The 13,779-nt window shown below is 54.0% G+C and carries 11 protein-coding genes and 2 riboswitches; of the genes, 3 read left to right on the top strand and 8 right to left on the bottom strand.

Annotation, left to right across the window (positions count from 1 at the left end; all coding sequences use genetic code 11):
* Positions 1–76 precede the first annotated feature (76 nt).
* Positions 77–850: a sirohydrochlorin cobaltochelatase gene (locus ACHZBS_RS15090; RefSeq protein ID WP_319407346.1), complete on the top strand. Its 774-nt coding sequence runs from the start codon at positions 77–79 to the stop codon at positions 848–850.
* A 136-nt stretch (positions 851–986) separates the two neighbouring features.
* Here ACHZBS_RS15090 and ACHZBS_RS15085 read toward each other — a convergent pair whose 3' ends face one another.
* From ACHZBS_RS15085 to ACHZBS_RS15050, 8 genes are all read right to left on the bottom strand, one after another.
* Complete coding sequence (locus tag ACHZBS_RS15085) at positions 987–1,247, bottom strand: hypothetical protein (protein WP_319407345.1); 261 nt, start codon at positions 1,245–1,247, stop codon at positions 987–989.
* A 175-nt stretch (positions 1,248–1,422) separates the two neighbouring features.
* On the bottom strand, positions 1,423–1,989 hold the full coding sequence (locus ACHZBS_RS15080) for a cob(I)yrinic acid a,c-diamide adenosyltransferase (protein WP_319407344.1): 567 nt from the start codon (positions 1,987–1,989) through the stop codon (positions 1,423–1,425).
* A 334-nt stretch (positions 1,990–2,323) separates the two neighbouring features.
* Positions 2,324–2,506: riboswitch (cobalamin riboswitch) on the bottom strand.
* Between the two features lie 62 nt (positions 2,507–2,568).
* Complete coding sequence (locus ACHZBS_RS15075; protein WP_319407343.1) at positions 2,569–3,321, bottom strand: TonB family protein; 753 nt, start codon at positions 3,319–3,321, stop codon at positions 2,569–2,571.
* A gap of 173 nt (positions 3,322–3,494) precedes the next feature.
* Complete coding sequence (locus tag ACHZBS_RS15070) at positions 3,495–3,899, bottom strand: biopolymer transporter ExbD (RefSeq protein ID WP_319407342.1); 405 nt, start codon at positions 3,897–3,899, stop codon at positions 3,495–3,497.
* Entirely contained in the window at positions 3,889–4,524 is a 636-nt protein-coding gene (locus ACHZBS_RS15065) for a MotA/TolQ/ExbB proton channel family protein (RefSeq protein WP_319407341.1), read from the bottom strand. The genes ACHZBS_RS15070 and ACHZBS_RS15065 overlap by 11 nt, the downstream gene beginning before the upstream one ends.
* A gap of 15 nt (positions 4,525–4,539) precedes the next feature.
* A complete protein-coding gene (locus tag ACHZBS_RS15060; protein ID WP_319407340.1) occupies positions 4,540–5,346 on the bottom strand; it encodes an ABC transporter ATP-binding protein in 807 nt (268 codons plus the stop codon).
* The gene (locus ACHZBS_RS15055; protein ID WP_319407339.1) at positions 5,343–6,353 is read right to left on the bottom strand and encodes an iron ABC transporter permease; all 1,011 of its coding nucleotides are present in this window, start codon (positions 6,351–6,353) and stop codon (positions 5,343–5,345) included. Before ACHZBS_RS15055 ends, ACHZBS_RS15060 begins: the two co-directional genes overlap by 4 nt.
* A complete protein-coding gene (locus ACHZBS_RS15050) occupies positions 6,350–7,267 on the bottom strand; it encodes a cobalamin-binding protein (protein WP_319407338.1) in 918 nt (305 codons plus the stop codon). The genes ACHZBS_RS15055 and ACHZBS_RS15050 overlap by 4 nt, the downstream gene beginning before the upstream one ends.
* Positions 7,268–7,437: 170 nt before the next feature.
* Positions 7,438–7,624: riboswitch (cobalamin riboswitch) on the bottom strand.
* A gap of 295 nt (positions 7,625–7,919) precedes the next feature.
* Between ACHZBS_RS15050 and ACHZBS_RS15045 the strand changes: the two genes are divergently transcribed.
* Positions 7,920–10,214, top strand: a complete 2,295-nt coding sequence (locus tag ACHZBS_RS15045) for a PAS domain S-box protein (protein ID WP_319407337.1) — start codon at positions 7,920–7,922, stop codon at positions 10,212–10,214.
* A 499-nt stretch (positions 10,215–10,713) separates the two neighbouring features.
* Positions 10,714–13,755 carry a formate dehydrogenase-N subunit alpha gene (gene fdnG, locus ACHZBS_RS15040; protein WP_319407336.1) on the top strand — a complete coding sequence of 1,014 codons (3,042 nt, stop codon included), beginning with the start codon at positions 10,714–10,716 and terminating at the stop codon, positions 13,753–13,755.
* Positions 13,756–13,779 lie beyond the last annotated feature (24 nt).

Below are 13,779 nucleotides of genomic sequence, written 5' to 3'. Positions count from 1 at the left end.
CTATTTCAACCACACACCCCATTCAAGCGACAAAACCATTCATTGCCAACGATCCAACGGTTCTCGGAATGTTTTCATGAGCGAAAAAACACCCATCGTACTGGCCGCATTCGGCACCACCTCGCGGGCCATGGACACCTACAGCCATATCGATGCAGCCGTTAAAGCGGCGTTCCCCGGACATCCGGTGAAGTGGGCCTATACCTCCCGGATGGTTCGAGCCCATATGAAAAAACACAGCAACACCAACATGAGAAATCCCCGCCTGGTCCTGGACGAACTGGGTAAAGGGGGTCATCAATGGGCGGTGGTGCAGTCCATGCATCTGATCTGCGGTCACGAGTTCTATCGGTTGGTGGATGAGGTCAGGGATGGCGCCGTGCGAACCAGCATAGGGCTTCCACTGCTGGCCTCGCCCGAGGATTATGAGGATACGGCCGCAGCCATTCTTCAAAACGGTGTTCCAGTAAACGAGACGGCTGCCTTACTGATCGGACATGGTACGGACCATCCGGCCTGGACAGCCTACCCGACCCTGGCGCGCATTCTGGAAGCAGCGGGTGCCAATGTCCATGTGGCTACCATCGAAGGAACATCGACGATGAAAGAGACCATCGACGATGTTCTCCGGTCGGGCGCCCGGTCGGTACGCTTGGTACCGCTGATGCTGGTGGCTGGTGTCCATCTTCAGGAAGATATTGTTGGGGATGAGGATTCATGGAGGTATGCCTGCGAGAATGCCGGGTTGACCGTCACATTCGATACCCAGGGGATGGGCAAACACCCGTCCATCATCGATATCTTCATCCGGCACATCCGTGAAGCGCTGGAGACGATTCCCGATCGATGATTGCCCCCTCCCCGCTGCAAGTCGTTGGGAGGGGTAACCGTAAGGCTGACTATCGATTTTCGGTTCAAGGATTCAGAGATTTTTGGAATCGGTGCTCCAACCCAGGCCATGTTGCCGATTCCGTCTCGGAGAAAGCTTAACCGCACAGCTTTAAATGTTTCCCCGTAAATTCAATTCCGCCAGATTCACCAAAAACCGCCATTTTACATATTATCTGTGCCATACCCCTTGAAATTAGATCCCGCCAGGCATCGGGGATATCGAAGTGACCCGTTTCTGTGGTTATTATCTCAATCAAATCGGCTTTGGATTCAAAGCTTCTGATATGCGCTTCATCATCCTCTGTCCAGCCTTCCGGTGCATTTCCAGCAACGTAAATAATTGTTCCCGATTTCATACCCACTTTCTCCTTTCGATTTAATCGCCATTCCCGCCGGTATTAAAAACCCATCATGCCTCTGCTCGCATAAAGGGATGCGCCCTGTTTACTTGGCACTTCTATTTCTCCCAACATCCGTGGGTATGGCTCATGTTAAGGCGGGTCTTCATGCTCTCGGATCAGTTTCAGACCTTCACAGATCGATTCCCGGCCTGGCCTGGATACCTTTTCGATAGTAGTGCTTGACTTCCTTCATCTCCGTAACCAGATCGGCGGCGGCGATCACGTCGGGGTGGGCGCAGCGTCCGGTAATGACTAACTCCAGTTCGGCCGGCTTTGAACGAATCAAGTCCAACAGAGTTTCCACGTTCAGCAGCCCGCAGGCTACGGCCATGTTGGCCTCGTCCAGAATCATGAGGTCGAACTGTCGGCTTTTCATCAGCCATTCGATGGAGCGGCATCCCCGTTGGGCCAGAATGGTTTCCCTGCCGGCCGGTCTGCCGTGGATGAAGCATCCGCTGCCATAATCGTGTACCTGGATGCGGGCCTTGAGTTGTTCCAGCATTCCAAATTCGCCGCCGGTACCGTTTTTCATGAAGGTGGCAATGGCCACCTGCAGGCCAGAACCTGCGGCACGCAGGGCCAATCCCAGGGCAGCGGTCGTCTTGCCCTTGCCGTTACCGGTATACACGTGCACATAGCCCCGATCCAACGGGTGGGAATGGTCGTCAATTTTCCGGTGGATTTCAGGCATAGGCATCGAAACTCCATTTTGAAATGAGAAATTAAAGCGCCGGGTGCTGTCAAGACCATCCGATGTCTTCCGGGCCTTGCGGGTGCCGGACACCCGGCGCTGCACACAGTCGGAGGAATAAACTGCGTCCGTCCTGAAACGGAATCTTAGAGTCTTTTATTTCAGGGCTAAACAAGCACCGAAAGCGAAAGAGGATTCCTGCCTGAAATCCCCCTTGCTTTCTGGACCAGGGTGCGGCATTAACCGGTATAAAAAAAGCCCTTCATGCCTCTGCTCGCATGAAGGGCTGCACCCAGCTTACTTGACCCTTGACGGTTGCCATCTACCCAGATCACCGTGGGCATGGCTCTTATTTCAAGGCAGGTCTTCTGACTTCCGAATCACCCTACTCTCCGCGCCTTCCCGTCTTGTTTCAAGCCAGTGGCATCTGCGGATTTCGTCCTCGGATACAGCGGCGGGACCGTCCCCGATTTTCACAGGGTTCCCTATTAAGCCTTGCGGCACCTTACGAGTTCTCTTTTAACAGACCACCATGCAAAGTCAATTAAATTCTCAGTTTCTATCGGAATTGAACTGATTCGCCACCTATCGCAGGCGGAAATCAACGGGCACCCGCACCCACATGGCAACAGCCTTGTCATCCTCGCGGCCCGGTTCGAACTGCCAGCCTTCGACCGCCTTGACCGCCGATCGGTCCAATAGCCGGTAACTGCTGGATTCCGCGATATGCAACTCCCCTACCCGTCCATCTTCACCCACGAACACCTCCAGCACCACGGTACCTTCGTATCCACGCCTGCGGGCAATCGAAGGGTATACGGGCGGCGGGTTGTCGCTGTATCGCGGCGTTGCCATGACCACCGCCGAAGCAGCGGACGAACTTTCTCCGGGTGTCGCATCCGGATCCACGGAGGTGACTGCGTTAGCCGAATACGGGGGCGACGGAGGCAGGTCAGCTGCTGTGCGGACAGGGTCGGCAACGGACGGCGGGGGTGCCGATTCCGGTTCGGGTTCAGGGACGGCAGGCATAGGAGCCGGTGGTAATGGCGGAAAACGTTTTTCCGGTGGTTTTTTGGCAAGGGGTTTGGATGGTTTCACGACCGGTATCGGTTTGATGGCTGGCCTTTCCAAGGCCGGTTTCGGGGGTGCCGCCGGAATCTGCGGTGGCGGCGCAGGCAGGGGGCGAATGAGCGGTGGGGAATACGGTGCCCGATCAACCAACCGCATGGTGAGCGATCGGGCATGGGAAACAACGGGTTCCTGACGAATGAGCCGGCTCGCGTCCGCCGTCAACAGCAGGGTGTGAATGAAAACCGCCAAAATAAAAGCTGGCACCATGCGATGCATCTAAGTGGCCTTGTTCCTTAATGCGATGGCATTCGCTGACCGACGCATCCCGGTCCGTCTGCGTTGCTCGTTGCTTAAATACGACGGGTATTCTCGCTCCTCACGCCTTGCGGTCCAGGCGCCTCGGCCACCTCGATGCGTCACCGTATTTATGAACATGACCACTACGGCTGCCTCTCACATTCCAGAGAAAGGCGGTCAATCCCCGCCATTTTGATCTGGTCGATCACGTGGTAAAGGGTTTGGTAGGTAATCTGGTTGTCGGCAAACAGCAGTACGCTCGGCTCCTTGGCGGATGCGGTTTGGGTTCGCAGGGTGTCGGCCAGTTGTTCCAGCGCGACGGGAGTTTTCTCGACGAATACGGTACCGCTTCGATCGACGGTTACGGAGAGGTTGACCTGCTTTTCAAGCGGTGCGGTAGTGGATAAAGGGAGGGCCACCGGCAGTGCGTGGTGGACGGCCATGGACAGCATGGCGTAGATGAAAAATACCAGCAGCAGAAAGACAATATCGATCAGCGGGAGCATGTCGATGCGTGCTTTGCGTTGACTGCCTAAATCAACTTTCATGCCTGCTCTCCCGGCCCGACCCATTTTTGTCGGCAAGTTTTTCGTATACAATCTCCAGACTGGTCGCGTACTTTTCGATGAACCGGGCAGCCCGCTCGATGCGGGCGTTGAAATAGTTGAAGGGAAACACCGTGAAAATGGCGATACCCAGACCGGAAGCCGTGGTAATCAGGGCCTGGGCAATGCCTTTGGTAACCGCTTCGGGATGGTCGATGCCGCTGCCGAGCATATCGAAAGAACTGATGATGCCTAAAACGGTGCCGAAGATGCCCAACAGGGGGGCCACGGTAATGATGGTGTCCAGCACCCCCATATAACGCCGCATACGGGAAATTTCATCCGCTGCCGCTGCTTCCATGGCCTTGACCAGAGAGTACTCGCGGTGCAGAATCCCCGATATGAGAATACGGATCACATAACTTTTTGAACCCGCGGCTGTCTTGCGCACGCCTTCCCAGTCACCCGCCTGGCATAGTTCCATCACCCCGTTGACCAATCGCTGATTGGCACGCATGCTTACCGTGGTCCAGAAGATTACCCGTTCAAAAATCACCGTCAGCGAAAGCAGGGAGCAAACGAGCAGCGGAACCATCACCGGTCCACCGCTGTTAAAAATTGCAATCATAGTTTAACCTCAATCTCAGGTTTCGGCATTCTGTTCTGGATCGTTCCGCATCAAGTTCACCCGCAGCCAGGGACCTGCAGGGCTGGAGTCCACCAGAAGGCCGCAATCGTAGGCTTGGGAAAGAATGCGTTCATCGATTACCTGCGATGGCGGGCCGCAGGCGGCCATGCGGCCGTCGACCAGCAGCAGCAATCGATCGGCATACATGGCGGCCAGATTGATATCGTGGGATACCATCACCACCGAGGTGCCTTGGGCTGTCTTCATTCTCTCCATAAGGTCCATGATGCGTATTTGGTGAGACAGATCCAGTGCGGCAGTCGGTTCGTCCAGCAGGATCAGTTCCGGATGTTGGCAGATGGCCCTGGCAATATAGGCCCGCTGACGCTCGCCACCACTGAGACTGCTGAGACGACGGCCGGCCAGGTGGCTTAAACCGGTGAAGGCAATAGCCTGCCGGGCGATCTCCAGGTCGGCCCTGCTGTCCAGCCCCAATATGCCCAGGTAGGGAGTCCGCCCCATCAGGACCATCTCCTGGACGGTAAACGGACTGTCGGCAATGTCGGCTTGGGCCACATAGGCTATGTTTCGTGCCAAATCCTTTTGCTTATAGTGTTTCAACGACCGTTCCTTGAAAAATATCTCTCCACTGGAAATGGATAACAAGCCGGCCAGGGCTTTGATCAAGGTGGTCTTTCCCGATCCATTGGGACCGATGATGATAAACAATTCCCCCCGGTCCACCTGAAAGGTCAGATCCCGCAATACAGGTGTTTGGGGATAGGCGCAGTGTAGTCGGTGTATGCGAATGGCTGGGTTCATCCCTTTGACCGCCTCAATAAAAAGATGAACAACGGCGCACCGATCATAGCGGTGATGACGCCTCCGGGCATCTCTCCCTGGGGTGGCAACACGCGAGCCAGAAGATCGCAAACCACCATATAAGCCCCACCGCCAAGGACACATCCCGGCACCAAGATCCGGTGATCGGGGCCGCAAAGCAGGCGCAGCAGGTGAGGGATGACCAGTCCGACAAATCCGATCAGTCCACATTGACTTACCGTGACACTGATCATCAGCGAAGTGATTACCAGCAGCACAAGGGTCACTCGCCGCACAGGAACCCCCATGGAGGTGGCCATATCACTGCCCAGCAAAAGCAGATTCATCCGGTTGGAGTAAATGAATATGGCAATGAAGCAAGGCAGCAGGATAACGGCGAGCATACCCACATGTTGAATCTGCGAAGCGGAAAGATCACCCATCAGCCAGAAGATAATGTTGTGCAGCCGGTTATCCTGGGTGATAGAGAGCAGAAACATGATCACTGCGGTGCAGAAGGCGTTGACCATTACGCCGGAAAGCAGCAACGCATCCTTGACCACCACGGCCCTGCCGGAAGAAATGAAAATGATCAAAACCAGTGTAACTAGACTGCCCGCAAAGGCTGTTAAGCTTACCCCGGGAATACGGGACAGCCCCAAAATAATACCAATAATGGCGCCGATGGCTGCACCACCGGAAATGCCAAGAATATAGGGCTCGGCCAAAGGGTTTTTAAGCAGTGCCTGGAAGACCAGGCCGCCCAGGGACAAGGCCGCTCCCACAAGCGCGGCCAGCAGCACCCGGGGAAAGCGAATGCGCCAGATAATGGCATCTTCCATGGCGTGGCCCGTTCCGTTTGCAAACAGCGAAGTCCAGATGGAATCGAGGCGGGTCCCGGATGAACCCATGGCCAGGCCGGCGGCCATTACCGCCACAAGCAAAAGTAAAAGAACCAGGGAGACCGCAGTCATTTTAACAAATAGGGATGACGCCCGTGGGGTCATGGCTGCGCCTCCGGTGAGTCAGTGCGATAGCATTCCGGATGGATCAGCCGGGCCAAAAGTTCCAATCCCTCCACCAGGCGTGGGGAGGCACGGTCGAGCACATTGGAGTCCACCAGATAGATCCGGTCGTTTTTAACCGCCGGCAACTCCTTCCATTGCTGCCATTCGGCTTTCACCTGATCGAACACGGCCTCGCGAGCCATAGAGGTAATAATGATCACTTCCGGCCGCAAACCGATCACCTGCTCCTTGGAAAAGCGCGGGTAGGGCGTCAGCCCCTGGGCCAGGTTCGTCCCCCCGCCCATGACAATCAGCTCGTGAATAAACGTGGGTGTTCCCACGGAAACGATCGGGGAGATGCCGATTTGGAAAAACACATCCGGGGGGTGGTCGCCACAGGCCACACGCTGCCGTACCCTCCGGATTCGATCGGCCATATCGGCAACGACGGCATCGGCCCGAACGCCGACATCCAGCAATTGCCCCAGCTCCACCAAGGTGTCCATAACCGCGCCCAAATTGCGTGGATCCACGGCATACACCGGGATATTCATCGATTCAAGCTTATGCACGACAGAAATCGGATTGCCGTCCTTGACGGCAATGCATAAATCAGGTTCCAGCGCGACGATCTTCTCAACATCCAGATGAACGTATGATCCCACCTTGGGCAATTTTTCTGCGGCCGGAGGGAAATCGCTGAACTGGGTGGCGCCTACCAGACGGTCGGCCAACCCCAGGAAAAAAATAATTTCGGTAATGCTGGGTGCCAAGGCGACGATGCGTTGTGGACGGTCAGGCACCATCACCTGCCGGCCCAACTGATCAATCGAGGTTTTCGCGGACACGGGCGTGTTAACGAGGATCAGCAGACAGCCTAACAAAATAGCGCGAAAGCGTTTGACGCGCATCATTTTTCCACCAATCTCCACCGCTGAACAAACAGGGACAGCAATTATTTTCGGATGTGCGTTTATCGATTGCGTCCCCATTGATTGTTCCCGGAAAAAAAGCCCCGCCGTGAAGGGCTCAAGGCGGGGCATCAAATACCGGATTATACCATCAGCCTTGACCGCGAAGGCGCTCTTGATTTCATCATCCGGGCAGGTCTCCTGGCTCGTGGATCTGTCTACTGACCGCCTCTTCCCACCTGTTCCAATCAGGCAGTGAGTTGTTGCGGCTTTCGTCCCCACTTACAGTGGCGGGTCCGCAGCGGATTTGCACCGCTTTCCCTGTTATGCCCATCGGGCACCTGGATGAAAATGTAGCTTATTGTGTTGGTAAATAAACTCAAAAGCAGAGCTAATGTCAATGGTTTTCCCAATGGCTCGTGATTCAATAAATGGATTAGGAATCTACAGATGCCATCCGAACCCACCCTTAATTTTTTTACCACTCCCGATGCTCCTTCAAGAAAACAGAAACCGCCAACAGCCTCGCCACACCTCGCAGCAATTCCGCCTGCCGTATTGAAGGTTTTCATGGAACAGCTCAAACATAATTGATTGAAATGATGAGATCATTGATGATAGAAAGTCAAAAAATGGTGGCAACGGAGGGCTGACAATGAAAAAGGTAACCGCTGATTCTGATATTCATGCCTCAAATCAAGACAAACAACGTGCCGAAAATTATCTCAATCTTCTCCATGCGCTTCCTCATCCCCTGGCCGTGTTCCGTGAAGCGGACAGATGCATCGTAGCGGCCAATCACCACTTTTGTATCGCCTTCAGATTGTCCGTGGGAGAGTTCCCGAAAGGCGGTGACTCCGGATTTTATGATTTTCCGTCAAGGCTGGGCGATAAACGGGAAATAAACGACCGACTCCACATCGACAAAATTGAGGATGGCGTCATCCAGTTTAAAATGCCGGACGGCAGCCAACCTCGAGCTAGAGCTGACGTGCTGCCTTGTCGGTATGGCGACCAGGATTGCTGGCTGGTGACGACTACGGCCGCCACTGGGCAGAATCCTTCTGGTGAAGGCAAGCTCAAGGAACAAAAGCGTTATCGCTCCCTGGTGGAAAACCTCAACGATATTGTTTACACTACCGATGAAAATGCGGTGGTGACCTATGTCAGCCCCAATATCATCCAGTTGGCAGGGTACCGGCCGTCGGAAGTGATCGGAAGAAATTTTGTCGAATTCGTTCATCCCGATGACCTGCGAGGCAGGATAGAGCAGTTTCTTAAAATTCTTGGCGGTGAAAACCAAGCGACTGAATATAGACTTTTTACAAAAACAGGCGAAATAAAATGGGCGCGGACAAGTGCGAGACCTATCCGAAAAAATGGACAGGTCGTGGGTGTCCAGGGTATCCTTGTAGATATAACGGATCGTAAAGAGATAGAAGAAGCGCTCAAACGTTCCGAGGAGAAATACCGCATCCTGGTCCAACATGCCAAGGATGCAATATTTGTTCTACAGGACGATCATATCAGATTCATGAATCCCAGTGCATCAGAAGTCTTGGGCTACACCTGCGACTGTATCGCTGACAAACCATTTATTGAATTCGTTCATCCCGATGACCGGGCAGTTATTATGGATCGCTATTTCAAGCGCCTGCGGGGAGAGATCCTGTCCGATCAGGTTTTCTTCAGGATTCTTAACAAGGACGGCCATGTAAGAGATGTAGAGGTGAATGCCGTTTTGATAATCTGGGAAGAAAAACCAGCGGTTCTGAATTTTTTAAGGGATATCACCCTTCAGAATATGATGGAGGCCCAACTGCGAAAAGCCCAAAAAATGGAGGCAATAGGGACTCTGGCAGGGGGGATTGCCCACAACTTTAATAATTTGCTCATGGGGATTCATGGCAATGCAACGCTTTCTCTAAATGGTATGGACCCCTCTGCGCGTACTTATAAATATCTGAATAAAATTAGCAAGCTGGTCGAAAGCGGTTCCAAGCTGACCCATCAGCTATTGGATTATGCCCGGGGGGAAAGCTGCAAAGTGGGCACGGTGGATTTAAATCGTTTGGTTAAAGAAGCGTCGGAAACCCTGTTGGCGACGAAAAAACAAATCCGGATAAATCAAAATTTATCTAAAGACATCCCCTGCATAAAAGCCGATAAAGGACAACTTGAACAAGTTCTGTTGAATCTTTTGCTGAATGCCGCCGATGCCATGCCGAACGGGGGAGACGTGTCGGTAGAAACATCATACATAAAAGGCTGCCAAGCCCAAGTGGGAAACTCGCTATCCAGTACCAAAGCCTATGTTTTATTGAAGGTATCCGATCTTGGAGCAGGCATACCCAAAAATATTCTCGATCGCATCTTCGAACCCTTTTTTACCACCAAAGGGTACGAACGAGGAACCGGTTTGGGTCTATCAACAGCATATAGCATCGTGAAAAATCACCACGGCGAAATTTACGTTGAATCTGAAGTTAACAAAGGATCCAGCTTTTTCGTATATTTGCCGTCATTACCGGACGGTTCTAAGGAATCCGTTCCAGATATTGTATCGGAAGTCGTTGCCGGACAAGGGACAATTTTGTTGATTGATGATGAACCGGAGGTCATTGACACCAGTTCAAAACTGTTGGGAATCATGAACTTCGAAGTTATCAAAGCTGCCGATGGAGAAGCAGCCCTGGAGATATTTAAAAAAGACTGGAAAAGGATCGACCTTGTGATCCTGGACCTAGTGTTGCCGAATATGAGCGGCAGGGATCTATACTACAACCTCAAAGAAATAAACCCGGAGGTAAAGGTATTGATATCCAGCGGTTTTGGGGTGTCCGGACACACCGAAGAATTGCTTAAAAGCGGATGCCGCGGCTTTATTCAAAAGCCATACAATATCAATCAACTGTCTGCAAAAATGATGGCCATCCTCTCTCCGGAATAGGTGCCGGGCTTCATGGCGCCGGCGAGCGAGTGTATGTGCGGGTCCCAGATTTGTAATCTTAAGAGTTCTGGCTTCAGCCTGATGCAACTCATCATGATTCAGAAGCCCGGTGGCACGGTATATGGCATATAACAACCTGCCTGAATGTCAGTGAATTATGAAACACCACAACGACCACAATAGACCCCACAGACGGAAGCAAAATTTTTATCGACCCTATTGTTTCTCTTTTGCCGTAATGTTGCGGAAACGATGAGGGTCACGAAGAATCCATTCAACCACGAAAAAGTTTCCTTCAAAGCAAAAAAGCGATGCCTTCCCAAAAACCCGCAAAAATTTAAAAATTCTTTAATAAGCTTATATTATAGATAAAAAAAATCATTGATCGCTTATCATGCGGATGGAAATCAGCCTTCCATAGATTGTTGTAACCCATTTGTAACCCTGCCCGTTGTATCAGAATCGACATAACAAAAATCGGCATGGAAAGGAGATGGGTATGGAATACAACCGGCGGGATTTTTTAAAGGTTAGCGGAGCTGGCATTGCCGGCCTCTCGCTAATGCAGTTGGGCTGCAGCATGAAGCAGGTGAAGGGATACGCAGCCGGGATCAAAACCGAGGGTACCCAGGAGGTAATCAGCATCTGTCCCTTCTGCTCGGTCAGCTGCCATATCATTGCACATGTCAAAGATGGCCGGCTGGTCAGTACCGAAGGCGATCCCGATTATCCGATCAACGAAGGGGCCCTGTGCGCCAAGGGCGCGGCCATGCTGTCGTTGACACGCAATCCCCATCGCGTCACGACGCCACTGTACCGGGCGCCGTATAGCGACAAGTGGGAACAGAAAAGCTGGGATTGGGTCTTGGATCGAATCGCCCAGCGGGTCAAGGAGACCCGCGACAAAGGGTATATTGCCACCAATAAAAAGGGGCAACGGGTCAATCGTCTGGAGAATCTGTTCACCCTCGGGACGTCCCACATGGACAACGAGGAGTGTGCATTGGTGCACCAGGCCGTCCGGGCGCTGGGGGTCGTCCATCTCGACCACCAGGCGCGCATCTGACACAGCGCCACAGTCGCGGCTCTGGGAGAGTCGTTCGGACGCGGTGCGATGACCAACCACTGGATCGACATCAAAAATGCCGATGCCATCTTAATCATGGGCAGCAATGCTGCCGAACACCACCCCATCTCCTTCAAGTGGGTGCTGGATGCCAAATACAATCGCGGGGCCGTGGTCATGCATGTGGACCCCAAGTTCTCGCGAACGTCTGCACGCAGCGATTTCCACGTTCCCTTGCGATCCGGCACCGATATCGCCTTTCTGGGGGGCATGATCCACTACATCCTCGAAAACAAAAAGTATTTTCATGATTACGTAGCCAACTACACCAATGCGGCACTGATTGTGAGCCGGGATTTCGGTTTCCAAGACGGCCTCTTCTCCGGCTACGACCCGAAAACCCGAACCTACGACCCCAGCACATGGGCCTTTGATATGGATGCCAATCAGGTGCCCCTGAAAGACACCACCCTGAAAAATGAACGCTGCGTGTTCCAGTTGCTGCGCAGCCACTATTCCCGCTATACGCTCGATAAGGTGTCTGACATCACGGGTGTTTCCAAAGAAAATCTGCTCAAGGTGTATCAGGCCTATTCGGCCACCGGTACACCGGAAAAGTCGGGTACCATTCTCTATGCCCTGGGCTGGACCCAGCATACTGTAGGGGTGCAGAACATTCGTTCGGCTGGGATCCTTCAGCTGCTGCTGGGCAATATCGGCGTGGCCGGGGGTGGCATCAATGCCCTGCGCGGCGAGCCCAACGTTCAGGGGTCCACTGACCACACCCTGCTCTACCACATCATCCCCGGCTACATGGCCACCCCCCGGGCAGATTGGCCGACCCTGGCCGACTACCACAAGGTCAATACGCCGGTGAGCTTTGATCCTGAAAGCGCCAACTGGTGGCAGCACAAGCCCAAGTATTTCAACAGCCTGCTCAAGGCATGGTTCGGCGACAACGCCACCCCGGAAAACGACTTCGGCTACGGCATGCTGCCCAAGCTGGACAAAGGAGTGGATTACTCCTATCTGTTCCTGTTCGATCGCATGTACCGGGGGGAGATCGAAGGCGGGTTCATTCTCGGTCTCAATCCGGCCAACAGCGTGGCCAACGCCAACAAAGTGCGCAAGGCTTTCGACAACCTCGACTGGATGGTGGCCGTGGATGTTCACAACAGTGAAACCAGTGACAACTGGCATCGCCCCGGTGTGGATCCAAAAACGGTCAAGACCGAAGTCTTTCTGCTGCCATCGGCCCACCGGCTGGAAAAAGAGGGCTCGGTGACCAACAGTGGCCGCTGGATGCTCTGGCATTACGAGGCGGTCAAGCCCCCGGGTCAGGCACGCACCTTCGGCGACATGTTCGTGGACCTGATAAACCGGGTGCGCAAAGCGTACGATCGCAAGGGCGGGGCCTACCCCGATCCCATCCTCAAACTGGCCTGGCCTGAATCCTACGACCCCGAAGCCGTGGCCCGCCGTATCAACGGGGTCTTCACCCGGGATGTGGAGGTTAAGGGCAAACGCTACCTCAAGGGTCAGCAGGTGCCCAGCTTTACGGCCTTGGCAGATGACGGCTCGACCCTTTCGCTGAACTGGCTCTACGCCGGCAGCATTACCGAAGAGGAGGGCAACAAGGCCAAGCGCCGCGATCCGACCCAGACCCCCATGCAGGCCAAGATTGGTCTATATCCCAACTTCGCCTGGTGCTGGCCGGTGAACCGCCGGATTCTCTACAACCGGGCATCGGTGGATTTAAACGGCAGGCCATGGAGTCCCGAGAAAACGGTGATCGCCTGGGAAAACGATAAATGGATCGGAGACGTGCCCGATGGTGGATGGCCGCCGATGGCCACCGGCAAGGGACGCTATCCATTTATCATGCACAAACACGGCTACGGCCAGCTTTTCGGCCCCGGCCGCGCGGACGGGCCCTTTTCGGAACACTACGAGCCGGTGGAGACGCCGGTGAGCAGTCATCCGTTTTCGGCCCAGCTCAGCAGCCCCTGTTATAAATCGCTGTCCAGCGACATGGATCTGCTGGCCAAGCCGGCCGATCCGAACTACCCCATCGTGCTGACCACTTACAGTGTGACCGAGCACTGGTGCGGGGGCGGCGAGACCCGCAACGTTCCCAACCTGCTGGAAGCCGAACCTCAACTGTACGTGGAAATGAGTCCTGAACTGGCCGATGAAAAGGGGATCGAAAATGGGGACGGTGTCGTCGTGGAAAGCGCTCGCGGGAGAGTCGAGGCCATTGCCATGGTCACCGTACGCATGCGTCCGCTGAAGGTTCAAGGCCGTATTGTGCATGAGATCGGCATGCCTTTCTGTTTCGGCTGGACAACGCCGGGCTGTGGGGACGGCGTCAACCGTCTGACCCCGGGGGTGGGGGATCCGAACACCACCATCCCGGAATTCAAGGCTTGCTGCGTCAACATTCACAAGGCGGATCGACTGACCGAAATAGCCTGACGGACATATGGGCGGAACCATTCC

Origin of the sequence: uncultured Desulfosarcina sp., assembly GCF_963664155.2 — a bacterium.
Taxonomy (GTDB): domain Bacteria; phylum Desulfobacterota; class Desulfobacteria; order Desulfobacterales; family Desulfosarcinaceae; genus Desulfosarcina.
Note: the sequence above shows the minus strand (reverse complement) of the source record. Positions and strands in the feature narration are given on the sequence as shown.

Coding starts and splice junctions, on each gene's coding strand:
- ACHZBS_RS15090 (WP_319407346.1), top strand. CDS start 77: ATGAGCGAAAAAACACCCATCGTACTGGCCGCATTCGGCACCACCTCG.
- ACHZBS_RS15085 (WP_319407345.1), bottom strand. CDS start 1,247: ATGAAATCGGGAACAATTATTTACGTTGCTGGAAATGCACCGGAAGGC.
- ACHZBS_RS15080 (WP_319407344.1), bottom strand. CDS start 1,989: ATGCCTATGCCTGAAATCCACCGGAAAATTGACGACCATTCCCACCCG.
- ACHZBS_RS15075 (WP_319407343.1), bottom strand. CDS start 3,321: ATGGTGCCAGCTTTTATTTTGGCGGTTTTCATTCACACCCTGCTGTTG.
- ACHZBS_RS15070 (WP_319407342.1), bottom strand. CDS start 3,899: ATGAAAGTTGATTTAGGCAGTCAACGCAAAGCACGCATCGACATGCTC.
- ACHZBS_RS15065 (WP_319407341.1), bottom strand. CDS start 4,524: ATGATTGCAATTTTTAACAGCGGTGGACCGGTGATGGTTCCGCTGCTC.
- ACHZBS_RS15060 (WP_319407340.1), bottom strand. CDS start 5,346: ATGAACCCAGCCATTCGCATACACCGACTACACTGCGCCTATCCCCAA.
- ACHZBS_RS15055 (WP_319407339.1), bottom strand. CDS start 6,353: ATGACCCCACGGGCGTCATCCCTATTTGTTAAAATGACTGCGGTCTCC.
- ACHZBS_RS15050 (WP_319407338.1), bottom strand. CDS start 7,267: ATGATGCGCGTCAAACGCTTTCGCGCTATTTTGTTAGGCTGTCTGCTG.
- ACHZBS_RS15045 (WP_319407337.1), top strand. CDS start 7,920: ATGAAAAAGGTAACCGCTGATTCTGATATTCATGCCTCAAATCAAGAC.